We start from the raw sequence: 23,550 nt of genomic DNA, 5'->3' as shown, positions 1-23,550 counted from the left end.
ACCCGTAGGCCGTAGACCGCTTCTTGGTCAAGGTACTGTTCGCCACAGCCTGTCACTGTAAGTTCTGGTTAAGTCTGACGTCCAAGTCATCAGGATGCTTGAGTCGATAGCCGTAGGCTATGGAGCATGCAGTTCCAGCAGCTGGCCTACTTCGTCGCGGTGGCCCGCACACGCCATTTCACCCGCGCAGCAGAGCTTTCCCGCGTCGCGCAGCCCAGTTTGAGCAAACAGATCCGCAGCCTTGAGCAGGAGCTGGGTGCGCCGTTATTCAGTCGTGCCCGGGGAAACATCACACTCACACCGGCCGGCGAGGCGCTGCTTCCGCTGGCCCAGCGCATGCTCGCCGACCTGGAGACGGCCCGGCGCGAGGTCGCGGAGCTGGCCGGGGTGCGCCGCGGCCGCGTGCGGCTCGGCGCGACCCCGTCGCTGTGCGCGGGGCTGCTGGCCGACGTGCTCGCCGACTTCCACACCCGCTTCCCCGGGATCGAGCTCCAGGTGGAGGAGAGCGGCTCGCGCGACCTCATCCGCGACCTGGGGCGGGGCGAACTGGACCTGGCACTGATCATCCTGCCGCTGCACAGCAGCGACCCCGACTTCTCCACCACGCCGATCCTGCGGGAGAACCTGGTGGTGGCGAGCCCGATGTCGGGCCCCTCCCCCAACGGGCGGGCCTCGATCCGCATCACCGAGCTGCGGGGGCGCCCCCTGGTGATGTTCCGGCGCGGCTACGACGTGCGCGAGGCGACGCTGCGCGCGTGCCGGGCGTCCGGGTTCGAGCCCGAGCTGGCCGTGGAGGGCGGGGAGATGGACGCCGTGCTGCGGTTCGTGGAGGCGGGCATGGGGCTGGCGGTGGTGCCGAGCATGGTGCTGCGCAACCGGCAGAGCCTGCGCGGGACCCCGCTGGCCCGACCGCGCCTGCTGCGGACGGTGGCGCTGGCGCGGCGCCGGGACGTGGAGCCCTCGCACTCGGCGGAGGCGTTCCGCCGCCACCTCAACGGCTACCTGCTGGGAATGTCGCCGCAGGACCTGGGGCCGGACCTGGAGGTCCTGCTCTCCGGCGGGGACGAGGCGGACTGACCCGGCTCCCTCCTCCGTGATCTTGTGCTTATAGCGAGTTTGGGCGCCCAAACTCGCTATAAGCACAAGATCATCGCAGGTCAGGGCCACCCGGACAGTCCGAACCCGGCACCCGCTGGCGGACGCTCCGCGACCGCCCCGCCCCGGACGCCTCCGCCCTCCGCCCGGGTCGGCCGGAGCATTCCGATCCGGGGCGACCGCTGCCGGATTCCGGCGAACATCTCCTTTACCACACGCCACTGGATTCCCTGGAGCAGCGTGATCGCCATAAGGGATTTCTGGCCACTTTATCCGACAAAACACCCCAAATGAGCGCCTAGAAGTGGCGCATTTCACACAGCTTTCCCCGACGCCTCCCACTCTCCGGGACGTGACCGTGATCACAACGCCCTAACGTTGCGTTGCGGGCCGGTTCGCTACGGCTCCTCCCCGCAGCCGTCCGGCGCAGCGGTCGCGGCCGAAGCAGGCGGGTACCGCGCCCCGCCCGGCCGGGACCTTCCCACAGGAGGTGCAAGACAACGGTGACAGCGACCGAAAGCGCAGGCCCCGGGGGAGGCCGGGCACGCGTCCCCCAACGAACCCTGCGCACCGACAACTGGTGGCTCGGCCCCCTCCTCACCGCGCTGGGGCTGGCCGCCTTCGTCGTCTACGCGACCCTGCGGGTGCTCCAACAGGACCACTACTGGGTCCAGGAGCACCACTACCTGACCCCGTTCTACTCGCCGTGCATCGCACAGCAGTGCGCGCCCGACGCGGCCCTGTTCGGGCGCCTGCCGGTGGAGTTCCCGCCGCTCATCCCCTACGCCCTGATCAGCCTGCCGATCCTGCTGCTGTTCCGGCTGACCTGCTACTACTACCGCAAGGCCTACTACCGCTCGTTCTGGTTCTCGCCCCCGGCCTGCGCCGTGCGCGAGCCCCACGGGGCCTACACCGGCGAGACCCGGCCGCTGATGCTGGTCCAGAACGGCCACCGCTACTTCTTCTACGCCGCCCTCGTCCTCACGGTCCTCAACACGTGGGACATGCTGGTCCCCTTCTTCCACGGGACCGACGGCGGCTTCGGCATCGGGCTGGGCAACCTCATCATGCTCCTCAACGTGGTGATGCTGTGGGGCTACACGCTCAGCTGCCACTCGTGCCGGCACGTGTTCGGCGGACGGCTGCGCAGCTTCGGCAGGCACCCCGTCCGCTACTGGATGTGGGGCCGCCTCTCCACGCTCAACCACCGGCACATGTACTTCGGCTGGCTGAGCATCGCGACCCTGATCCTCACGGACGCCTACATCGCCCTGATCGCCAGCGGCACCATCAACGACCTGCGCATCCTCAACTGAGCCAAGGGGAAGGAAGGCACGACCAGATGCCCCCCACAGCAGAACCCGGGATCACCCGGTACGCCTACGACGTCGTGGTGATCGGGGCGGGCGGAGCCGGGCTGCGGGCCGCGATCGCCGCCCGCGAGCAGGGCAAGCGCACCGCGGTGATCTCCAAGTCGCTGTTCGGCAAGGCCCACACGGTGATGGCCGAGGGCGGCGCGGCGGCCGCCCTGGGCAACGCCAACCCCGACGACGAGTGGCGCGTGCACTTCCGCGACACCGTCCGCGGCGGCAAGTTCCTCAACGATCCGCGCATGGCCGAACTGCACGCCCGCGAGGCGCCCGAGCGCATCCTGGAGCTGGAGTACTGGGGCGCGCTCTTCGACCGCACCGCCGAGGGCAGGATCAGCCAGCGCAACTTCGGCGGCCACGAGTACCCGAGGCTGGCGCACGTGGGAGACCGCACCGGCCTGGAGATGATCCGCACCCTCCAGCAGCGGGTCGTCGCGCTCCAGCAGGAGGACGCCGCGGAGCTGGGCGACCCCGAGGCGCGGATCCGCGTGTTCGCCGAGACCGCGATCACCCGCCTGGTCACCGAGGAGGACGGACCCGGTGGCGGTGCCGGCGGCAGCGCTGGGACCGGTGGCAGTGCCGGTGCCACGGCCGTGGACGCGGACGCGGGCGGGGACACCGCCGGAAGGACTCCGGGGCGGATCGTCGGCGCGTTCGGCTACCGCCGGGTGGACGGCGGGTTCGTCCTGTTCGAGGCGCCCTCGGTGGTCCTGGCCACCGGCGGCATCGGCAAGGCCTTCCGCACCACCTCCAACTCCTGGGAGTACACCGGCGACGGCCACGCGCTGGCGCTGCGGGCCGGAGCGTCCCTGATCAACATGGAGTTCGTCCAGTTCCACCCCACCGGGATGGTCTGGCCGCCGTCGGTGAAGGGCATCCTCGTCACCGAGTCGGTGCGCGGCGACGGCGGCGTGCTGCGCAACTCCGAGGGCCGGCGGTTCATGTTCGACTACGTGCCGGACGTGTTCCGCTCGCAGTACGCGGAGAGCGAGGAGGAGGCCGACGGCTGGTACGACGACCCCGCCAAGCACCGCAGGCCGCCCGAGCTGCTGCCCCGCGACGAGGTGGCGCGGGCGATCAACACCGAGGTCAAGGAGGGGCGCGGCTCGCCGCACGGCGGCGTGTTCCTGGACGTGTCCACGCGCCTGCCCGCCGAGGAGATCAGGAAGCGGCTGCCGTCCATGCACCACCAGTTCAAGGAACTGGCGGACGTGGACATCACCGCCGAGCCCATGGAGGTGGGCCCGACCTGCCACTACGTGATGGGCGGGGTTCGGGTGGACGCCGACACCGCCGCCTCCGACGTGCCCGGGCTGTTCGCCGCCGGTGAGGTGGCGGGCGGCATGCACGGCTCCAACCGGCTGGGCGGCAACTCCCTGTCGGACCTGCTGGTGTTCGGGCGCAGGGCCGGGCTGGGCGCCGCGGCCTACGTGGACGGGCTCGGCGACCGGCCCTCACCGGCCGGGCTCCTGGACCGGGTCGCGGCCGAGGCCTCCTCGTACGCGCTGGACTTCCTCAAGCAGGGCGGCGGCGAGAACCCGTACACGCTGCACACCGACCTCCAGGAGACCATGAACGACCTGGTGGGCATCATCCGCAGGGGCCCGGAGATGGAGCGGGCCCTGGAGCGGCTGGCGGAGCTGGAGGAGCGGTCGCGCATGCTCAGCGCGCCGGGCGACCGGGTGTACAACCCGGGCTGGCACCTGGCGCTGGCGCTGCCCAACATGGTCCTGGTCTCGCGCGCGGTCACCGCCGCCGCCCTGGAGCGCACGGAGTCGCGCGGCGGGCACACGCGCGAGGACTTCCCCGGCATGTCGGCCGAGTGGCGGCGGGTGAACCTGGCGGTGCGGGCCGACCGCTCCGACCGGGTGTCGCTGTCGCGGCTTCCGCTCGCCGACATCCCGGCCGGGCTGCTCGCCCTCTTCGAACGCGACGAGCTGGCCAAGTACCTGACGGAGGAGGAGCTGCCCGCGGCGGGGGCGGCGGACGACGCGGCCGAGGAGGGCCAGTCATGAGCGAGCGTGTGTTCCGGGTGTGGCGGGGTTCGGGTGAAGGCGGCCTGGCCGAGTACCGGGTCGAGGTCAACGAGGGCGAGGTGGTGCTCGACGTGCTGCACCGCCTCCAGGCCACGCAGACCCCGGACCTGGCGGTGCGGTGGAACTGCAAGGCGGGCAAGTGCGGTTCGTGCTCGGTGGAGATCAACGGCCGTCCCCGGCTGTCGTGCATGACGCGGATGAGCGTGTTCGACGAGGACGAGGTGGTGACCGTGGCACCGATGCAGACCTTCCCGGTGATCCGGGACCTGGTCTGCGACGTGTCGTACAACTACCAGAAGGCGCGGGAGATCCCCTCGTTCAGCCCGGATCCGGCCAAGGCGCCGGGCGACTTCCGGATGCGTCAGGAGGACGTGGAACGCCAGCAGGAGTTCCGCAAGTGCATCGAGTGCTTCCTGTGCAACAACGTGTGCCACGTGATCCGTGACCACGAGGAGAACAAGGAGCACTTCTCGGGGCCGCGCTACCTCATGCGGGTGGCGGAGCTGGAGATGCACCCCGAGGACACCGCCGACCGCAGGCTCATCGCCCAGGAGGAGTTCGGGATGGGCTACTGCAACATCACCAAGTGCTGCACGGAGGTGTGTCCCGAGGGCATCCGCATCACTGACAACGCACTGATCCCGCTCAAGGAGCGGGTGGCGGACCGCAAGTACGACCCCCTGGTGTGGCTGGGGTCCAAGATCGGTGTGCGGCCCAAGGACACCCCGCCGGTGCCCAACGTCGGGCGGTACTCGGACACGACCTGACGCGTGGTCGTGGTCGGCCGCCGACCCGGGGTGCGCTCCCGGGTCGGCGGCCCGGATCCGGACGCGGCACGGGTCGGCGCGGACCCGGGAGAGTTCGGACGGCTCGCCGGTGTAGACGCGGTGCTCCCAGCGGACGAGCGGGCGTGGGTCCTCCTTCGTGAGGGTGGTGTTCACGCCGTCGCCCCCTGCCGCTGGTGGAGCAGGGCGCGGATGCGGGAGGTCAGTTCGTCCCACTCGCCGGGTGGGGCGGTCCTGGGTTCCGGGGGGCCGACCACAGGGCCAATCACAGGGCCGACGACGCCGAACCGGGGCGCGGGGCCGCCGAGCAGGTCACCGCCGGGGTCCTCCCGCCACTGCCGGACGATGGCGGCGGCGCGTATCCGGGCCTGCGCGAACGCGCGGCGCACCTCCTCGGTCTCGGTCTCACCGAGGTTGGAGCCGAGGCGGAGACCGGGGCCGAGGCCGCTGGGTACGGGCTTGCGGGCTGCGGGCGTGCGAGGTGCGGGAACGCGGGTCTCAGCGGCGCGGAGGCTCTCGTGGGCGGTGAAGTAGGGGCGTACGAGGGCGACCTCGTCAGCGTTGAGTTGTTCGCTGGGAGGCGTGAGACACGGTGCGGGAACGTTGGGGCGCGCGGGAGGCGCGGGGTTCTCGGGAGTCTCACGACGGGAAGCCCGGCTCCGGCTGACCTGCACGGGAGCAGCGGGCGGCGAGGGAGCGTAGCGGCGGACTCGGGTGGAGCGTCGTCGGCGACCGACGACGGTGGAGTGGCGTCCGCACGGGGAGGAGAAGAGCGCGATCAGCGGGCCGAGGGCACGGCTGATAAGCGCAGCGCTAAACTGGAGCACGCTGGCAAAATCCTTGCTGTAAAGGTGGTTAGTTGCTGGCCACGACCCCGGGCGGTGGGAAACCGTCGCGGGGTCTTTCTGCGCATGGAGTTGTGTGTTCGGGTAGAAGGGTAGGGCACACGGGGCGCGATGGCGAACTTTTCTTCGAGTCCGGCCCGGAAAACTCACCCGGTCGGACATAACACCAGTTCAGGATACTCGCCAGAAAAGGACAGGTACACTTTCTCCCCCTGTCATTTTTATGCTCTTCGCCCGAATTGGAATCATTTGCGAGTGCCCTGTCGGACATGAGGAAGGGCAGCGCCTCCCGTGGAGGCACTGCCCTTGGTCAGGTGGACCCCAGCGGACTAGCTGAAAAGGTTCACCGGCCCACCTCATTCGCCGTGATCTTGTACTTATAGCGAGTCTCGACCGTCCAACCTCGCCATAAGTACAAGATCACCGCAGGCCAGGACCCTCTTGTCACACCGGCAACGTATCCAGTTCCACGCCCCCCGGGTGCTCCCGTGCCTCGACACAGTTCGACCCGTTGGGGCTGTAACTGCTCTTGTGCCAGTAGTTCATACCAGTTCCCTGAGTGCTTCAGGTGAGTGTCTGGCAGGGAGCGCCACCGCCAGCGCGCCCGTGATCAGTGCGTGCAACCGCTCGTGCATATGGGCCGCGTGGGTGACGTTTCCGTCTGGGTTGTCGCTCGTGATCACCACTTCTCCCGAGCGCAATCGGAACGCCATCATCGGCGTGGGCGGCTCCCTCAACATCGAGCCCTCCGGAACCAGGTGCACCACCACCCGAGCCGATCAGGTCCAGTAGACGGGCGGCCTGCTCCCGCCGTATGGCCTCGTCAACCCCGGTCAGCGCCGTCACCGGGAACACCGCTGTGACCCGGAGTCCGGGCAACTGGTCGAGCCGTTCCGTGCGGAGTCTGGTGAGCCCGGCTGTCTCCTCGTCAGAAGCCAGCGGCCAGCCGGACCGGAACACCATCGCGGCGTACGACGGGCTCTGGAGGTATCCCGGGACGATGACGGGCGACACGACCTGGACGGTGCGCGCTTCCGCGTTGGTGTTCGCGACCGAGCGCGCCCGCTCCGGCAGCGCCGTGCCCGCAGTAGCCTGACGCCACGCGGCCAGCAGTTTTCCGTTCGCTTTTCAGCTCGGCGTCCAGTTTTTCCGCCATGGGCAGTTGGGGCAGTGCGTGCCCGTTCAGGCCGGTCAGAGGGCGGAGCCGTCCAGCCGGAACGGGCCTCCGCTCTCGCCGGGACGCCAGCCCCCGGCCAGCGCGCCGCGGACGGCGGCGGCCACGCGCGCCGGGGTGACCGGCTCGGGCTCCGGGCCGGTCGGGGCGCGGAGGGGGCGGTTGTCCCCCTGGGGGCGGGGGTGGCCCAGGGTGACCACGAGCGGGTTGCCGGGGGCGACGGCACCCTCGACCACGAAGGTCATCGGTCCGCCGTCGGGCTGCCTGCGCTGGGCCCGGGTGAGGCCCTTACGGGTGCGCCACCGGTAGGCGTTCCCGTCCACCGTGATCCGCCGGGTTCCCTTGCGTACCAGTGTCATCCGTTCCCGCCTCTCGTCGTCGGAGGACCCACGCTAGAGGCGCGGGCGTGCCGGGTTCCACCGGTTTTCCTCGCGGCGGCCCGCAGGGGCGCGGAACTCAGAACCCGCGTGCCGCCCAGGCGTCGAGGTTCTCGGCGGCCTCGGCGACGGTGGTGGACTCCCCGTGTCCGGGGTGGACGACCGTGTCCTCCGGCAGGACCGCGAGGTGCTCGCGGATCGAGGCGATGATCGTCGGGAAGTTCGAGAACGGCTGACCGGTGGCGCCGGGGCCGCCCGGAAAGAGGGTGTCGCCGGTGAAGACCACCCCGAGCGCGGGCGCGTACAGGCACACCCCGCCCGGCGTGTGGCCCGGGGTGTGCAGGACGTCCAGCTCCACTCCCCCCACCACCAGCGTCTCGCCGTGCAGCAGCGGGGCGTCCGGCTCCCGGTGCGGGTGCACGCGGTGCCACAGCTCGGCGTCGTCGGGGTGCAGCAGGATCGGGCAGTCGGCCAGGTCGGCCAGCGCGACGGCCGCGTTGACGTGGTCGTTGTGTCCGTGGGTGGCCACGATGGCCATGAGTTCGCGGTCGCCCAGACCGCGGGCGATCGCCTCGTGGTCGTGGGCGGCGTCGATGACGATGGCGCTGTCGTCGTCTCCGACGATCCAGACGTTGTTCTCGACGTCGAACCCGTTGCCCTCAAGGCTGAAGACACCCGAGGTGCGCAGACGCTGGACGGGGGAAGGGGCGATCAAGGACCCACCACCTGACCTCTCGCGGGCTGGTGCGACGCCTCCGAGCCTATCCCGGCGGGCTTCGGCGCACACGGTGGTCGGGCGGGGAAAAACGCGGAGCCGTCAGCCCGCGGGCTCGAAGTTGCGGCGCAGGGCGTAGGGCTGGATGAGACCGAGTCCGTGCGCGTGCCGGGCGCGCACCCGCACCACCTGGAGGCCCTCCTCGTCGGTCAGGCTCTCGGCGAGGCTCTCGTCGATGAGGACGGTGCCGGGTCTGGCGAAGGAGGTCAGGCGGCTGGAACGGTTGACTGTCGTGCCGAACACGTCGCCGTGCAGGGTCAGCACCGGTCCGGCGGCCAGGCCGACCCGGACGTCGGGCACCTCCACGTGGGTCTTGACGCCCGAGGCCAGGCGCAGCGCGATGTCGGCGGCCTCGGCCGGGGAGTCGGCGACGTAGAGGATCTCGTCGCCCAGGGTCTTGACGACCCGGCCTCCGCCGGAGGCGACGATGTCGGCGGCGGTGGCCTCGAAGCCCTCGACCACCCCGGCCAGCTCGACCTCGTCGAGTTCGCGGCTCAGGGTGGTGAAGGAGACCAGGTCGGCGAACCCGACCACCAGCGGGTAGTAGTTGGGCACGGCGTCGTTGTCGGACATCACCGCGAGGGTGCGGGCGGAGGAGGCCGCGAGCTGTCTGCGCCAGATGTGCAGCAGGAGCCGCTCCACGTCCGGCAGCAGCTCCTTGACCTGGTTCATCAGCGGGCTGACGGAGTCCTCGCCCTCCTGGTAGATGAGGGTGCTCAGTATGCTGGTCTGCCAGTCGGCCAGGCGCGCCATGGTCTGGCCCATCGCGCGGGCGAAGCGGACCACGCCCTCCTCGTCCAGGACGCCCTCCTGGACGAGGGAGTTGGCGATGCGCAGCGACTCGACGTCGCTCTCGGCGAAGGTGACCGTGTCGTCGCCCTGGTTGGGAAAGCCCAGGGCGCGCCAGATGCGCCCGGCCAGCTCGTTGTCGGCGCCGGCGAGCTCGATCGCCTGCTCCCTGGTGTAGACCGCTTCACCGCCGAGCAGGGCGGACTCGATCGCTTTCGGGTCGGGACGCGACGGCATACGTTCTCTTTCACGGGCCATCCCCGCCGGGGCGGGGAACAGTCACTTCGGCACCGGCCGACAACGCGGCACGGGGTTCCACTCCAGCTTACGCCCGCGGTTTCTCCCCTGACAGGGTGCCTGCCGACAGGCCCGCGCGGCCCGCGGTCGGCGACGGCCGCACCCGGTGATGATCGCACACGGAAAGGCCGCCGCGGGAGTGCCCGAAGTCCCCTGTGGACGGCGGCGCGGGGCCCGGGGGCGGGCGTCAGGAGCCGGGGCGCACGTGGACGACGTCGCCCGCGCTCAGGGCCCGCTCCCCGCCGGGACCGCGCACCAGCAGCTGGGCGTCGGCGTCGACGCCGGTGGCGGCGCCCTCCAGCACCCGGCCCCCGGGCAGGTGGACCCGCACGCGGCGCCCGATGGTGACGCACGCGTCCCGGTAGGCGGCGGCCAGCCCGCTGGCCTCGGCGTCTCCCCCGGCGGCGGTCCACGCCGTGTACAGCTCCTCGAACTCACCCAGGACGGCGGCGAGCAGAACGCCCCGGTCCAGGGCCGCCGAGCCCTCCCCGCGCAGGGAGACGGCGGTGTCCACGGGCAGTTCGGCGCGTTCCTGGGACACGTTGAGGCCCATCCCCACGACCACCCCGGGTTCACCGGAGGAGAAGTCGGCCTCGGAGAGGATGCCCGCGAGCTTGCCGTCGGCCGTCTCGGGCTCCGAGCGCAGGTGCGCGGGGACGATGACGTCGTTGGGCCACTTGAGCGCGGCCTTGACCCCCGTCACCCGGTGCACCGCGCCGACCGCGGCCACGCCCATGAGCGCGGGGAGCCAGCCCAGGCGGGTGACGGGCACCGCGGGGCGGACCAGGAGGGAGAAGGTGAGGGCGGCGCGCGGCGGGGTGGAGAAGCCGCGGCCGAGGCGTCCGCGCCCGGCGGTCTGGTGCTCGGTGACCAGCACGCTCCCGTGCGGGGCGCCCCGCGCGGCGCGCTCGGCCAGCTCGGTGTTGGTGGACGCGGCCTCGGGGAGCACCTCGATCCGGTGCCACGTGCCGCCCGGCCGGGCGAGGGCGGCGTCGAGGGCCGCCGCGTCGAGCGGGGGACGCGGGAAGGGGTCGTGTGCGCTGGCCATGCCCCCATTACAGCAGCGCCGCGACCCTGCCCGGAAACCCCTGTGCGGCAAAGGGCATCCCGTTAAGTTGAAACCAGCGCTTTGATGGTCGTGCGTTGCTACGTTCAGCTACTGGAGGTGACGCGACAGATGAGTATCGCGGAAACTGAGACGGCTCCCGGAACACCGTCTCACTGGGAGCTCATGTTGCGCACCTGGAAGGAGTTGGACCTGCCCGACGGGTGGCGGGCCGAGATCATCGAAGGCGGGCTCTTTCTTGTGGCACCCCCAACACGCGAACACGCCCACATCGTCTCCCTGATCCAAAGGGAGATGTATCGCGAGTTTCTGCGGGATGGAAGCGACCTCGCGGACGCGAGTCTCCATCAGACTCTTGATGTGCGCGTCCCCATGAGGACCGGCGTCTACATCCCCGACCTCGTGGTCCTGCCCTACTCGGCCATGGAGTACGACCCCGACAGCATGATGTCCGACGCCCTGCTGGTGGTCGGGGTGACGTCGAAGAGCACCGCGGACAAGGACCGCAAGCCCAAGCTCTGGGGCTACGCGCACGCAGGGATCCCCCTGTACCTGCTGGTGGACCGCTGGGACCCGCAGACCGGCGGGGGCGAGGTCACCCTCTACTCCGACCCGGAGAAGGGCAGGTACACCAGCTCCACGAAGGTCCCCTTCGGCAAGGAGATCCACCTCCCCGAGCCGTTCGACCTCACCATCGACACCAGCGCCTTCCCGGAGTAACGGGCTCAGGCACGCGCGAGGGCGCCCCGCGACCCCCTCCCGGGTGCGGGGCGCCCTCGCGCGTGCGGGCCGGTCGGCGGTCAGCCGGTGTTCTGGAGTCCGGCGGCCACGCCGTTGACCGAGAGCAGCAGCAGCCGCTCCAGGTGCTGCTGGTCCTCCTCCGACAGGGAGTCGGCCTCCTCGCCCCGCAGCGCCTCCAGCGCGCGCAGTTGCAGGTGGGAGAGCGCGTCCACGTACGGGTTGCGCAGGTCCACCGCCCGGGAGAGCACCGCCCGGTTCTCCAGCAGGCGGCTGTGCCCGGTCACCTTGAGCACCAGGTCGCGGGTGCGGTCGTACTCGGCGAGCACCCGCTCGGTCAGCTCCGGCCGCCCGCCCAGCGCCAGGTAGCGCTCGGCGATGTCGCGGTCGGTCTTGGCCAGGCTCATCTCCGCGTTGTCCAGCAGGGAGGAGAACATGGGCCACTCCCGGTAGGCGGCCTGGAGCACGCTCAGGTCCTCCACGGCGGCCAGGCCCGTACCCAGGCCGAACCAGCCCGGCAGGTTGACCCGGGTCTGGGTCCAGGCGAACACCCACGGGATGGCGCGCAGGTCGCCGAGCCCGCGTGCGGCGCCGCGCCGCGAGGGGCGCGAGCCCAGCCGCAGTTCGCCCAGCTCCTCCAGGGGGCTGACCCGGGAGAACCACACCGCGAAGTCCTCGGTGTTGATCAGCTCCAGGTAGGCCTCCTGGGCGGCGCGGGCGATGGCGTCGGCGTGGACCCGGTACTCGCGCTCGGCGGAGCGCTCGCGCTCCTGGACGGCGTCGGTGGAGGCCATCAGCACCGCGTGGCCCACCTGCTCGATGTGGCGGCGGGCGATCGCTGCCTGCCCGTAGCGGGCGAAGATGACCTCGCCCTGCTCGGTGACCTTGAACCGTCCGCCGACCGAGCCGGGCGCCTGGGCGAGCAGGGCCCGGCTGGCGGGTCCGCCTCCGCGGCCGAGCGAGCCGCCGCGGCCGTGGAACAGGGTCAGGCGCACGTCGTGCTCGCCCGCCCACGCGGCCAGGCGGGCCTGGGCGTCGTAGAGGCGCAGGGTGGCGCTGACCGGGCCGACGTCCTTGGCGGAGTCGCTGTAGCCGAGCATGACCTCGATCCTGCGGCCGGTCTCGTCCAGGCGCTTGTTGACCTGGGGCAGCTTGAGCATGCCGTCGAGCACGTGCGGCGAGGCGTCCAGGTCGGCGCCGGTCTCGAACAGCGGCACGACGTCCAGGACCGGCACGCGTCCGGCGGGCAGGGCGTGGGTGGCCAGCTCGTACACGGCCGCGATGTCCTCGGCCGAGCGGGTGAAGCTGACGACGTAGCGGCGGCAGGCCTCCACGCCGAAGCGCTCCTGGATCCAGGCGATCACCCGGATCGTGGCGAGGACCTCCTCGGTGCGCTCGGAGGGCGTGCGCCCCTCGCGCAGCTCGGCGAGCGCGGCGGCGTGCACCTCGCTGTGCTGGCGGATCTCCAGTTCGGCGAGGTGGAAGCCGAAGGTCTGCGCCTGCCATACCAGGTGCTGGAGCTCGCCGTAGGCCTGCCGGACCGCGCCCGCCTCGGCCAGGGACTCCTGCACGGTGCGCAGGTCGGCCAGGAAGGCGTCGGCGTCGGGGTAGGCCAGGTCGGCGTCGCGCTCGCGCGTGGCGCGCAGCCGGGCGGCGGCCAGCAGCAGCAGTTGGCGGTGCGGCTCGTTGGGCGAGCGCGCCCCGATCTCCGCCGTCAGCTCGGGCTGTCCCGCCTTGGCCGAGGAGAGCGCGTCGAGCAGCGCCGGGCTGGCGGGGGTGAGGTTGGAGTAGGCGGTGAGGGTGCGGGCCACCTTGGTGCAGGAGGCCTCCAGACCGCGCAGCACGTGCTCGGACTGGATGAGCACGGCCTCGCGGGTGATGTCGGAGGTGACGTAGGGGTTGCCGTCGCGGTCGCCGCCGATCCAGCTGCCGTAGCGCACGAAGGGCGTGGCGCGGGGCGGGCGCACCCCGGTGCCCTCGGGGTCGATGGCGGCGTCCAGGCTCCGGTAGACCTGCGGGATGACGGAGAAGATCGTCTCGTCGAACGCGGCGAGGGCGGTGCGCACCTCGTCGAGCGGGTTGAGCCTGGTGTAGCGCAGCTGGGAGGTGCGCCAGAGCAGGTCGATCTCCTCCAGCAGGCGGCGGTGCGCCTCGGCCGCGGCGCTGCTGCCCTCGTGGGAGCCGTGCCAGGCCTCCAGCTGGGCGCTGACGCGCAGGATGGAGGTGGACACGGCGCGGCGGCGGGCCTCGGTCGGGTGGGCGGTGACCACGGGGTGGAACTCCATGCCCGCGACCAGCTCGTTGAGGCGTTCCTCACCCCCGTCGTCCTCGCGGATGGCGCGCACGGCCGCCGCGAGGGACTCACGGGGCGGGTTGGCGGCGTCGTCGCGCTCGCGCAGGGCCCGCATCCGCTGGTGTTCCTCGGCCAGGTTGGCCAGGTGGAAGTAGACGGTGAAGGCACGGGCCACCTGCTTGGCGCGCTCCAGCGGCCAGGCGGCGACGATCGCGGTGATCTCCTCCCCCGTGACCGATCCGTCGCGGGCGCCGATGACCGCTCTCCTGAGCTTCTCGACATCGGCGAGCAGATCCTCACCGCCGCTTTCGGCGAGGACCGTTCCGAGCATCTCGCCGAGCAGTTTGACGTCATTCCTGAGCTGCTCGGGAACTTCCTGCCGTGCACTGTCGCGTTCTGCGCTTACCGCTGTCATGGTCACCGACCCTACAGAGATCGCACCCGCCACCAGGTGCGCGGGGGCACATTTCTGATGTTTTGCCCGCACGTTAACCATTGTTGCTCACAAGAAAGGAGAGCACATTTCCTCACGCGGTTTCGGCGATGCCGCGTTCCGATCCGCGGACCCCGCGCGCACGCTCCGTGCGCCTTCCTCGCCCTCCGGATCCGGGCTCCGGCGACGGGCCTGGTCGGAGCGGCACCGCAGCATACCTACCCGTCGGTAACACCGGGCTGGGTTCCCGTGTGACGATCTCTCGCGGTTAACCTGCGTAGTTATGGCCACCGAAGCCCCTGAACCACTGTCCGCGGACGAGATCGACATCCACACGACCGCGGGCAAGCTCGCCGACCTGCAACGACGCCGGTACGAGGCCGTACACGCAGGGTCTGCTAGAGCCGTCGAGAAACAGCACGCCAAAGGCAAGATGACCGCCCGCGAGCGGATCGACGCACTGCTCGATCCCGGCTCGTTCGTGGAGTTCGACGCCCTGGCCCGACACCGCTCCACCAGCTTCGGCCTGGAGCACAACCGCCCCTACGGTGACGGCGTCGTCACCGGCCACGGAACGGTCGACGGGCGACCCGTCGCCGTGTTCAGCCAGGACGTCACCGTCTTCGGCGGATCGCTGGGCGAGGTCTACGGCGAGAAGATCGTCAAGGTCCTCGACCACGCCCTCACCAACGGGTGCCCCGTCGTGGGCATCAACGAGGGCGGCGGCGCGCGCATCCAGGAGGGCGTGGTCGCGCTCGGCCTGTACGCCGAGATCTTCAAGCGCAACACCCACGCCTCGGGCGTCATCCCGCAGATCTCCCTGATCATGGGCGCCGCCGCGGGCGGCCACGTCTACTCCCCCGCCCTCACCGACTTCGTCGTGATGGTGGACGAGACCTCGCAGATGTTCATCACCGGCCCCGACGTCATCAAGACCGTCACCGGCGAGGACGTCTCCATGGAGGAGCTGGGCGGAGCCCGCACCCACAACACCAGGTCGGGTGTGGCGCACTACATGGGCGCCGACGAGCAGGACGCGATCGAGTACGTGCGGACGCTGCTCTCGCACCTGCCCGACAACAACCTGGAGGAGGCGCCGCCTCTGCCTCCCGAGGACGCCCCGGGCGACGAGGCCACCGACGCCGACCTGGCCCTGGACGCGTTCATCCCGGACTCGGCCAACCAGCCCTACGACATGCGCACGGTGGTCGAGGCCGTCCTGGACGACGGCGACTTCCTGGAGGTCCACGCCCAGTTCGCCACGAACATGGTGGTGGGCTTCGGCCGCGTGGACGGCCGGTCCGTCGGCATCGTCGCCAACCAGCCCATGAGCCTGGCGGGCTGCCTGGACATCGACGCCTCCGAGAAGGCCGCGCGCTTCGTGCGCACCTGCGACGCCTTCAACGTGCCGGTGCTGACCTTCGTGGACGTGCCCGGGTTCCTGCCCGGCACCGACCAGGAGTGGGACGGCATCATCCGCCGCGGCGCCAAGCTGCTGTACGCCTACGCCGAGGCCACGGTGCCCCTGATCACCGTCATCACGCGCAAGGCCTTCGGCGGCGCCTACGACGTCATGGGCTCCAAGCACCTGGGCGCCGACGTCAACCTGGCCTGGCCCACGGCGCAGATCGCGGTCATGGGCGCCCAGGGCGCGGTGAACATCCTGCACCGGCGCACCCTGGCCGCCGCGGACGACGTCGAGGCCGAGCGCACCCGGCTCGTCGGCGAGTACGAGGACACCCTCCTCAACCCCTACTCCGCGGCCGAGCGGGGGTACGTGGACGGGGTCATCATGCCCTCCGAGACGCGTGTCCGGATCGCCAAGTCCCTCAAGGCCCTGCGCAACAAGCGCAAGCAGCTGCCGCCCAAGAAGCACGGGAACATCCCGCTGTGAGCGCGCCGAAGAACCCGCCGCACCTGGCCGTGGTCCGCGGCGGGCCCACCGCCGAGGAGCTCGCGGCCCTGGCCGCCGTGCTCAGCGCCCGCGCCCGGGCCGCCCGTGCGGCCGAGGAGCCCGAACCCGAGCACCCGTCCGGGTGGCGGGACCGCTCGCGCCTGGTGCGCGGCGCCCCGCCGCGTCCGGGCCCCGGCGCCTGGCGGCTGAGCACGCGATGACCCCGTCGTCCCCCCACACACAGACTCTCCATGGAGCGGTCGGCGCGCTGTCCGCCCCGCGCCGAGCAGAAGGATTTCCACCGTGCGTAAAGTACTGATCGCCAACCGCGGCGAGATCGCCGTGCGCATCGCCCGCGCCTGCCGCGACGCCGGACTCGCCAGCGTCGCCGTCTACGCCGAGCCCGACCTGGACGCCCTGCACGTCAAGGTCGCCGACGAGGCCCACGCGCTGGGCGGCGCCACCCCGGCCGACTCCTACCTGGACATCGCCAAACTCCTGGCGGTGGCCCAGGCCTCCGGGGCGGACGCCGTCCACCCCGGCTACGGGTTCCTGGCCGAGAACGCCGACTTCGCCCGGGCCGTCATCGACGCCGGGCTGACCTGGATCGGCCCGCCCCCCGCGGCGATCACCGCCCTGGGCGACAAGGTCCAGGCCCGCCACATCGCCCAGAAGGTCGGCGCCCCGCTGGTGGCGGGCACCGCCGACCCCGTCGAGTCGGCCGAGGAGGTCGTCGCCTTCGCCGAGGAGCACGGCCTGCCCATCGCGATCAAGGCCGCCTTCGGCGGCGGCGGGCGCGGCCTCAAGGTCGCCCACACCCTGGACGAGGTCGCCGACGCCTACGAGTCCGCGGTGCGCGAGGCGGTCACCGCCTTCGGGCGCGGCGAGTGCTTCGTGGAGCGCTACCTGGACAGGCCCCGGCACGTGGAGACCCAGTGCCTGGCCGACACCCACGGCAACGTCGTGGTGGTCTCCACCCGCGACTGCTCGCTCCAGAGGCGCCACCAGAAGCTGGTGGAGGAGGCGCCCGCGCCGTTCCTGTCCGCGGAGCAGATGGAGCGGCTGCACACCTCCTCCAAGGCCATCCTCGCCGAGGCCGGGTACACCGGCGCGGGCACGTGCGAGTTCCTGGTGGGCGTGGACGGCACCATCTCCTTCCTGGAGGTCAACACCCGCCTCCAGGTCGAGCACCCCGTGACCGAGGAGGTCACCGGGATCGACCTGGTCCGGGAGATGTTCCGCATCGCCGACGGCGAGGAGCTGGGCTACGGCGACCCCGAGGTGCGCGGGCACTCCTTCGAGTTCCGCATCAACGCCGAGGACGCCGGACGGAACTTCATGCCCGCGCCGGGCACCATCACCGAGCTGAGCCTGCCCGGCGGCCCGGGCGTGCGCGTGGACACCGGCTGCGAGGCCGGGTTCACGGTGCCCCAGGCCTTCGACTCGATGGTCGCCAAGCTCGTGGTGACGGGCCGCACGCGCCAGGAGGCGCTCCAGCGCTCACGGCGGGCCCTGGCCGAGTTCACGGTCGGCGGCATGCCCACGGTGATCCCCTTCCACCAGGCCGTGGTGAGCGACCCGGCCTTCGCTCCGGACGACCCCGAGCAGCCGTTCGGGGTGTACACGCGCTGGATCGAGACCGAGTTCGAGAACACCATCGAGCCGTGGTCGGGCACCCCGGGCGAGCCGGTCGAGGCCGAGCGCGAGAGGGTCACCGTCGAGGTGGGCGGCAGGCGCGTGGAGGTGGTGCTGCCCGCGGGCCTGGGCGCCGCGTCCGCCGCCCCGGCCGCGGGCGGCGCACGCAGGAGGCGGGCCGCGCGCAGGGGCGGCGGGAACACCGTGGCGGTCGGCGGTGACTCGCTGGTCTCGCCGATGCAGGGCACCGTGGTCAAGCTGGTGGCCGAGGAGGGCCAGCAGGTCGCCGAGGGCGACACCGTGGTCGTCATCGAGGCCATGAAGATGGAGCAGCCGCTCAACGCGCACAAGGCCGGGACGGTGACCGGGCTGAAGATCACCGCGGGCGAGACCGTGGGCAACGGCGCGGTGGTCTGCGAGATCAAGGACGCCTAACGTCCGCACCGCACGCGGGTGAGGGGGAGGTGCCGGCCGCCGGCGCCTCCCTTCCGCATGTGGTCAGCGGTGCAGGATGTCGGTCAGGCAGTTCAAGGAAGAGCATGTGGAACAGCTTCTGGGGCCTCACCAGTACCAGACTGCCGTCGATGAGCTCGGTGTGAGGCGGAAGATCCGGGATGCGGTCGAGGTCCTCGGCGGTGAACCCGTCCTGCGGCGGCATCGGGAGCGGTACCGCACCATCGGTCTCAGGGCCCGGGCGTACTGCCACTGCTGGAACGGACATGTCACGGCCTCCGATCATCGGATCGTTCTCGTCGCCCACGGTAGCCATCACTGTCACCCTGTAACGGTGTTCTCCACAGATTGTCCCACCTGGCCCCGCCCCTGAAGTGATCCTCGACGCATCCACGCCGGGCGGAACCCGCCGCAGAGCCCGTGGAGTGGACGATGTGGCGCCAGGGACAGCAAGTTGTCGACACCCGCGTATGGAATAGATAAGGAACGAACGTTATTGTCCTTGTCTGTGACGAACATCTGGGGACTGACGCGACGGTGGCACATCGACCTGTGCCGCCGCGGCTGTCAGGCGTGTCGCTAGGTTCACGCGCGCCCTCACGGGCAGCGCGCCGCGCACCCTTCCCCGCGTCACCATCCCCTCGGTGATGCCCGCCGTTTCCCGTGCCGGAAACCCCGGCGGCGCCGACCGCTCCGCCGTACCCACCCCTCCGGCCGCCTTCACCACCACTGGAGTCCCATCCCGTGTCCGCACAGAGCACAGGCGCGCCCAAGAAGCGCAGAACCCTCCGTTTCCCGTTCGCGGCACAGGTCCTGGCGGGCCTGGTCCTCGGCGTCGTCCTGGGCGCCGTCGCCTTCCAGCTCAGCCCGCCCGACCCCGAGACCGGTGACGCCACCAACTGGCTCGCCGTCACCCTCGACACCATCGGCTCGACCTTCGTCACGCTGCTGCGGACCATCGTCCCGCCGCTGATCGTCCTCGCCGTCATCTCCTCCATCGCCAACCTGCGCAACGTCACCAACGCGGCGCGGCTGGCCTGGAAGACCCTGCTGTGGTTCGGTGGGACCGCCCTGGTCGCGGTGGGCATCGGCATCGCCCTGGGCCTGATCGTGCGGCCCGGCGTCAACAGCGGCGTGGACGCCGCCACCGCCGCCGAGCCCTCGGGCACCGGCTCCTGGATGGCGTTCATCGAGAGCATCGTCCCCGCCAACTTCCTCGGTCTGGGCGCGAGCGTGTCCTCCGCCGACGACGGCAGCTTCAGCGCCTCGCTGGACTTCAACGTCCTCCAGCTGATCGTCATCGCCATCGTCCTGGGCATCGCCGCGATCAAGGTCGGCAAGGCCGCCGAGCCCTTCATCGCCTTCACCGACTCCGCGCTCCAGATCGTGCTCAAGGCCCTGTGGTGGATCATCCGCCTGGCCCCGATCGGCACCGTGGGTCTGCTCGGCAACGCCGTGTACAGCTACGGCTGGACCACCATCGGCGCCCTGGGCAAGTTCGCGCTGACCATCTACATCGGCCTGGCGCTGGTGCTGTTCGTCGTCTACCCGGTGCTCGCACGCCTCAACGGCCTGTCCCCGGTGAAGTACTTCAGCGGCGTGTGGCCCGCGGTCCAGCTGGCCTTCGTGTCCCGCTCCTCGATGGGCACCATGCCCGTCACCCAGCGCGTGACCGAGCAGAACCTGGGCGTGCCGCGCTACTACTCCGCGTTCGCCGTGCCCTTCGGCGCCACCACCAAGATGGACGGCTGCGCCGCCATCTACCCGGCGATCTCGGCGATCTTCATCGCCCAGTTCTTCCCCGGCATCAGCCTGGGCCTCACCGACTACCTGCTGATCGTGTTCGTGTCGGTGATCGGTTCGGCCGCGACCGCCGGGACCACCGGCGCGACGGTCATGCTGACCCTGACCCTGTCCACCCTGGGCCTGCCCCTGGAGGGAGTGGGCCTGCTGCTGGCCGTCGACCCGATCCTGGACATGGGCCGCACCGCGGTCAACGTGGCCGGTCAGGCGCTGGTCCCGACCATCGTCGCCAAGCGCGAGGGCATCCTGGACGTGGCCCGCTACCACGCGCCGCGCGACGCCTCCGGCTTCGTGCCGCTGGACGAGGCGCACGACGACGTCGAGGGCGAGGTCGGCGAACCCGGTGTGCAGAAGGTTCCCGCCGGGGCCTCCGGCCAGGGCTGACACGCCTCTCCCCCGTCCCCAGCGGCCCGCCGGAGCGCTTCCGGCGGGCCGCGCCGCGTGTACGTCCGGTGAGATCCGGCACAGGGGGAACCCCGCGGGGGCACCCGTTCGTCTAGGTTGGAGAGGGAGGCGAGAGGAACGATCATGTTGCGCCGCTTGGTAACACCCACAGTGCTGACCGCCGGACTCGCGGCGGCGATGGTGAGCGCCGCAGTGGTGCCCGCCTCGGCCGATACCCAGACCCAACCGCCCGAGTCCCAGGCGATCGCCGAGGAGCTCGGGAACGACAACGTCTTCGTCGATCCGAGCATCGACGCGATCCCCGAGGCCGAGCAGGGAATCCTGGAGACGACGGCCGCCGACGCGGACGTCCCCGTCTACTACGTGATCCTGCCCACCGACAGCATCTCCTCCCAGGCCGGTCTCGACGCCCTGATGAACCCCGTCATGGACGAGGTCGGGGACGGGGTCTACGGCGTGTTCGCGGGCAGCCAGACCTTCCAGGTCATGTCCCCCAACGTCGAGGACACCGAGGCCATCCGGGAGATCGCCATGCGGGAGGGCGGCGGCAACCAGGTCGACACCCTCGTCGCCGTCCCCGACGCCGCCACCCAGGTCGAGGAGGCCGAGCAGGCCGGGGCCACCTCCGGGTTCGTGCTCCTCGGACTCCTGCTGGTGATCGTCGCCGCGGGCGGCTGGTTCGTCTACAACCAGCGGAAGAAGCGCGAGGCGGAGAAGGCCAAGCAGCTGGAGGAGATCAGGCAGATGGCCACCGAGGACGTCGTGCGCCTCGGTGAGGACGTCGCCAGGCTGGAGATCGACGTCTCCAAGGTCGACGACGCCACCCGCAACGACTACTCCCAGGCCATGGACGCCTACGACCAGGCCAAGGCCCAGCTGGACAACATCCGCGAGCCCGAGCAGGTCCGCCTGGTCACCAGCTCGCTGGAGGACGGCCGGTACTACATGACCGCCACCCGGGCCCGCCTCAACGGCGACCCGGTGCCCGAGCGGCGCGGCCCCTGCTTCTTCAACCCGCAGCACGGCCCGTCCGTGGAGGACGTGACCTGGGCCCCGCCCGGCGGCGCGCCCCGCGAGGTCACCGCCTGCGCCGACTGCGCGCACGCGGTACGCACCGGTGGTCACCCCGACGTCCGCCTGGTCGAGGTCAACGGCCAGCGCCGCCCGTACTACGACGCCGGTCCGGCCTACTCGCCCTACGCGGGCGGCTACTTCGGCACCGACATGATGATGGGCATGTTCACCGGCATGATGATGGGCTCCATGATGGGGTCGATGATGGGCATGGGTATGGGCATGGGCATGGGCGGCGGTGAGGTCGGCGCCGGGGAGGACTTCGGCGGAGGCGACTTCGGAGGCGGGGACTTCGGGGGCGGCGACTTCGGAGGCTTCGACTTCTGAGGGTTCGACACCTGAGGGTTCGACACCTGAGGGTTCGACTCCTGACCTAACCGCAGCCGACAGAACGACGAAGGGCCTCGGGCCCCGGGCGATCGCCCGGGGCCCTTCCCGTGTCCTCCACGTTTTCCACAGGTGGTGGTTGGGGGTGTCCCGGGGAGGGGCGGGGATGGTTTCCTGGAAATAGGGGGGATCCCACCCACGCGTATTTTGGTGTGCCCTCAAACACCCGCCCCCAAAGGGAGTAATGGGTTGAGGGGCAGGGAGGGGCCGCCATCAGGTCTCTCCCCTACGCTGCTCTTGACGGGGGTTGCTGGCGGCAACGAAAGCGCACCCGCTGCCGCGAAGTGAAACGGACTCCGATAAACGGTAGTCGTCCGGTGGGGGCGAGGGTCCCCGACGAAAAGCGGCACCAAAGGCAGGAGCGGCTGGCCCAGGGCGACCAACGCCCGGGGTTCGGGGACGGCTGGGCTCTGCTGCGTCGGCGCCAACGGCAGGCGGGTCCTCCCGCCTCGGATGGCGTCTTTGGCCCCTGTGGTCGGGGGTGGGCGACGGTGGCACCCCCGGCGAGGGATCATTTCTTCCGCGCCCTTTCTGGCGCCTTTCGGTTTGTCCCAATTGTGGCTTATCAATGAAGGACAAGCCTCCCGCGAGAGAAAGCCGGAAGGGCGGGCAATTCGGTGCTGTGAATTCTGGCTCAATGGCTGCTGTTGGCTTATAATAAGAGGTATGGAGATGATGCTTGCAGCGCCCGACGCGGCCCCCGGGGTTTGTTCCCCGGCGGTGGCCGCGCTGGCCGGTGCGCGCGAGATCATCGACCAGGTGTTGGATGCCGAAGTGCCGCCGGGGGCGGACGAGGCCGCCGCCGAGGAAGTCGCCGCCCTGTGGGACCAGGTGGAGAAGATCCGCTACCAGGCGCTGGCGCGGATGGCGCGTTTGTACGCGCGCGGTGAGGTGGCCCGCTACAGCGGTTACGCCACTCTGGACAAGTGGCTGGTGCACCACGGCAAGATGCCCACCGCCCAGGCCAAGGATTTGGCCCGTCTGGCCCAGCACGTGCACGAGGAGACCCTGCCCGCCACCGCCGAGGCGGTGGAAGAGGGCGTGGTGGCCTTGGGTGAGGCGGTGGCGATCGCCAAGGTAACCGACAAAGCCGTCCAGACCCGCGATGCCCAGCATTTCCCCGACGAGCAGGGCTACCGAGGCGGGTTTGAGTCCGCTCTGGTGGCGGCCAAGGCAGAGCGTCCCGCGTTGTCGGTCAACCAGCTCCAGTCGGTGGCCCGCCAGGTCGCTTACCGTTTGGACCCCCACCGCCTGGACCGTGACCACGAGGCCGCCCACGCCGGGCGTGGTCTGGCTGTGCATGACACGTTCCAGGGCAGCTACCAACTCCAGGCCTGGGGTGGGGCCGGGGACGCGTTGATCGTGCGTGCGGCCATCGACACCTTCACCACCCCACCCGGGCAAGAGGACACCCGTAGCCGGTCTCAGCGTGAGCACGACGCGCTCATCGCGGCGCTACGTTTTGCCACCACCCACACCGGGTGTGACAACATCCCTGCTCCGTTGGCGCAGATCCGCATCCTGGTGCCCGTGCAGACCTACCTGGACGCCGAAAGCCAGGAGAGGCCCGCTTTGGACGAGCGCGGCCGGGTGGTTCCGGCCGGTGTGGTGCACGAACTCGCCGCCGACGCGGAGGTGGTACGGATGCTCACCGCACCCCCCACCGGACACGTGCTGGACGTGGGCCACAGTCGCCGGTTGGCCTCCGCCCGACAGCGCACGGCAGCCTTCCACGGGCACGCCACGTGCGCGCATCCGGGCGGGTGCGAGGTGCCGATCACCTGGTGCCAGGCCGACCACATCACCTCCTTCTCCCGGGGAGGACG

18 protein-coding genes and 2 pseudogenes are annotated in these 23,550 nt (G+C 70.7%); 11 read left to right on the top strand and 9 right to left on the bottom strand.

Features of this window, described 5'->3' with window-relative positions:
- The first annotated feature begins 126 nt into the window (after window positions 1-126).
- The 4 genes from HGB44_RS06565 (at window position 127) to HGB44_RS06550 (ending at window position 5,268) form a co-directional block, all read left to right on the top strand.
- Entirely contained in the window at window positions 127-1,077 is a 951-nt protein-coding gene (locus HGB44_RS06565) for a LysR family transcriptional regulator (RefSeq protein WP_061082227.1), read from the top strand.
- 521 nt (window positions 1,078-1,598) lie between these two features.
- A complete protein-coding gene (locus HGB44_RS06560; protein ID WP_061082229.1) occupies window positions 1,599-2,411 on the top strand; it encodes a hypothetical protein in 813 nt (270 codons plus the stop codon).
- Window positions 2,412-2,437: 26 nt separating this feature from the next.
- Window positions 2,438-4,480: a fumarate reductase/succinate dehydrogenase flavoprotein subunit gene (locus HGB44_RS06555; protein WP_061082230.1), complete on the top strand. Its 2,043-nt coding sequence runs from the start codon at window positions 2,438-2,440 to the stop codon at window positions 4,478-4,480.
- Window positions 4,477-5,268, top strand: a complete 792-nt coding sequence (locus HGB44_RS06550; RefSeq protein ID WP_061082231.1) for a succinate dehydrogenase/fumarate reductase iron-sulfur subunit — start codon at window positions 4,477-4,479, stop codon at window positions 5,266-5,268. Before HGB44_RS06555 ends, HGB44_RS06550 begins: the two co-directional genes overlap by 4 nt.
- 170 nt (window positions 5,269-5,438) lie before the next feature.
- Here the strand turns inward: HGB44_RS06550 and HGB44_RS06545 are convergent, their stop codons facing one another.
- From HGB44_RS06545 to HGB44_RS06520, 7 genes and pseudogenes are all read right to left on the bottom strand, one after another.
- Complete coding sequence (locus HGB44_RS06545) at window positions 5,439-6,113, bottom strand: hypothetical protein (RefSeq protein ID WP_061082232.1); 675 nt, start codon at window positions 6,111-6,113, stop codon at window positions 5,439-5,441.
- 462 nt (window positions 6,114-6,575) lie between these two features.
- Window positions 6,576-6,677, bottom strand: a complete 102-nt coding sequence (locus HGB44_RS06540; protein WP_082768510.1) for a DUF397 domain-containing protein — start codon at window positions 6,675-6,677, stop codon at window positions 6,576-6,578.
- Between the two features lie 288 nt (window positions 6,678-6,965).
- Window positions 6,966-7,145: pseudogene (locus tag HGB44_RS32675) on the bottom strand (Scr1 family TA system antitoxin-like transcriptional regulator); the annotation flags it as partial.
- Window positions 7,146-7,322: 177 nt separating this feature from the next.
- Window positions 7,323-7,664 carry a hypothetical protein gene (locus tag HGB44_RS06535; RefSeq protein WP_061082233.1) on the bottom strand — a complete coding sequence of 114 codons (342 nt, stop codon included), beginning with the start codon at window positions 7,662-7,664 and terminating at the stop codon, window positions 7,323-7,325.
- Window positions 7,665-7,761: 97 nt separating this feature from the next.
- Window positions 7,762-8,397: an MBL fold metallo-hydrolase gene (locus HGB44_RS06530; protein WP_061082234.1), complete on the bottom strand. Its 636-nt coding sequence runs from the start codon at window positions 8,395-8,397 to the stop codon at window positions 7,762-7,764.
- Between the two features lie 102 nt (window positions 8,398-8,499).
- The gene (locus HGB44_RS06525) at window positions 8,500-9,483 is read right to left on the bottom strand and encodes an adenylate/guanylate cyclase domain-containing protein (protein WP_061082235.1); all 984 of its coding nucleotides are present in this window, start codon (window positions 9,481-9,483) and stop codon (window positions 8,500-8,502) included.
- Window positions 9,484-9,730: 247 nt separating this feature from the next.
- A complete protein-coding gene (locus HGB44_RS06520; protein ID WP_061082236.1) occupies window positions 9,731-10,591 on the bottom strand; it encodes a biotin--[acetyl-CoA-carboxylase] ligase in 861 nt (286 codons plus the stop codon).
- Window positions 10,592-10,675: 84 nt separating this feature from the next.
- On the opposite strand from HGB44_RS06520, the gene HGB44_RS06515 reads away from it, so the two are divergent.
- Window positions 10,676-11,329, top strand: a complete 654-nt coding sequence (locus tag HGB44_RS06515) for a Uma2 family endonuclease (RefSeq protein ID WP_325096941.1) — start codon at window positions 10,676-10,678, stop codon at window positions 11,327-11,329.
- Window positions 11,330-11,409: 80 nt separating this feature from the next.
- On the opposite strand, the gene HGB44_RS06510 is transcribed toward HGB44_RS06515, so the two are convergent.
- Window positions 11,410-14,055 (bottom strand): phosphoenolpyruvate carboxylase, encoded by a 2,646-nt coding sequence (locus tag HGB44_RS06510; RefSeq protein ID WP_267909066.1) that lies wholly within the window; start codon window positions 14,053-14,055, stop codon window positions 11,410-11,412.
- A 301-nt stretch (window positions 14,056-14,356) separates the two neighbouring features.
- Here HGB44_RS06510 and HGB44_RS06505 point away from each other — a divergent pair, with 301 nt between their 5' ends.
- The 3 genes from HGB44_RS06505 (at window position 14,357) to HGB44_RS06495 (ending at window position 18,037) form a co-directional block, all read left to right on the top strand.
- Window positions 14,357-15,967 carry an acyl-CoA carboxylase subunit beta gene (locus HGB44_RS06505; protein ID WP_061082238.1) on the top strand — a complete coding sequence of 537 codons (1,611 nt, stop codon included), beginning with the start codon at window positions 14,357-14,359 and terminating at the stop codon, window positions 15,965-15,967.
- A complete protein-coding gene (locus tag HGB44_RS06500) occupies window positions 15,964-16,188 on the top strand; it encodes an acyl-CoA carboxylase epsilon subunit (protein WP_061082239.1) in 225 nt (74 codons plus the stop codon). The genes HGB44_RS06505 and HGB44_RS06500 overlap by 4 nt, the downstream gene beginning before the upstream one ends.
- A gap of 82 nt (window positions 16,189-16,270) precedes the next feature.
- Window positions 16,271-18,037 (top strand): acetyl/propionyl/methylcrotonyl-CoA carboxylase subunit alpha, encoded by a 1,767-nt coding sequence (locus tag HGB44_RS06495; RefSeq protein WP_061082240.1) that lies wholly within the window; start codon window positions 16,271-16,273, stop codon window positions 18,035-18,037.
- Window positions 18,038-18,116: 79 nt separating this feature from the next.
- On the opposite strand, the pseudogene HGB44_RS06490 reads toward HGB44_RS06495, so the two are convergent.
- Window positions 18,117-18,323: pseudogene (locus tag HGB44_RS06490) on the bottom strand (Uma2 family endonuclease); the annotation flags it as partial.
- 476 nt (window positions 18,324-18,799) lie between these two features.
- On the opposite strand from HGB44_RS06490, the gene HGB44_RS06485 reads away from it, so the two are divergent.
- From HGB44_RS06485 to HGB44_RS06475, 3 genes are all read left to right on the top strand, one after another.
- Window positions 18,800-20,242, top strand: a complete 1,443-nt coding sequence (locus HGB44_RS06485) for a dicarboxylate/amino acid:cation symporter (protein WP_061082241.1) — start codon at window positions 18,800-18,802, stop codon at window positions 20,240-20,242.
- A gap of 171 nt (window positions 20,243-20,413) precedes the next feature.
- Window positions 20,414-21,664, top strand: coding sequence for a hypothetical protein (locus HGB44_RS06480; RefSeq protein WP_061082242.1), 1,251 nt, complete (start codon window positions 20,414-20,416; stop codon window positions 21,662-21,664).
- Between the two features lie 735 nt (window positions 21,665-22,399).
- On the top strand, window positions 22,400-23,550 hold a 1,151-nt coding region (locus tag HGB44_RS06475), incomplete at its 3' end, for a DUF222 domain-containing protein (RefSeq protein WP_168443980.1).

Origin of the sequence: Nocardiopsis alborubida (assembly GCF_012396365.1) — a bacterium.
In the GTDB taxonomy this organism is placed as follows: domain Bacteria; phylum Actinomycetota; class Actinomycetes; order Streptosporangiales; family Streptosporangiaceae; genus Nocardiopsis; species Nocardiopsis alborubida.
This window is presented reverse-complemented; position numbering and strand designations above follow the sequence as displayed.

Coding starts and splice junctions, on each gene's coding strand:
- HGB44_RS06555 (WP_061082230.1), top strand. CDS start 2,438: ATGCCCCCCACAGCAGAACCCGGGATCACCCGGTACGCCTACGACGTC.
- HGB44_RS06510 (WP_267909066.1), bottom strand. CDS start 14,055: ATGACAGCGGTAAGCGCAGAACGCGACAGTGCACGGCAGGAAGTTCCC.
- HGB44_RS06535 (WP_061082233.1), bottom strand. CDS start 7,664: ATGACACTGGTACGCAAGGGAACCCGGCGGATCACGGTGGACGGGAAC.
- HGB44_RS06520 (WP_061082236.1), bottom strand. CDS start 10,591: ATGGCCAGCGCACACGACCCCTTCCCGCGTCCCCCGCTCGACGCGGCG.
- HGB44_RS06550 (WP_061082231.1), top strand. CDS start 4,477: ATGAGCGAGCGTGTGTTCCGGGTGTGGCGGGGTTCGGGTGAAGGCGGC.
- HGB44_RS06515 (WP_325096941.1), top strand. CDS start 10,676: ATGGTCGTGCGTTGCTACGTTCAGCTACTGGAGGTGACGCGACAGATG.
- HGB44_RS06540 (WP_082768510.1), bottom strand. CDS start 6,677: ATGAACTACTGGCACAAGAGCAGTTACAGCCCCAACGGGTCGAACTGT.
- HGB44_RS06505 (WP_061082238.1), top strand. CDS start 14,357: ATGGCCACCGAAGCCCCTGAACCACTGTCCGCGGACGAGATCGACATC.
- HGB44_RS06525 (WP_061082235.1), bottom strand. CDS start 9,483: ATGCCGTCGCGTCCCGACCCGAAAGCGATCGAGTCCGCCCTGCTCGGC.
- HGB44_RS06565 (WP_061082227.1), top strand. CDS start 127: ATGCAGTTCCAGCAGCTGGCCTACTTCGTCGCGGTGGCCCGCACACGC.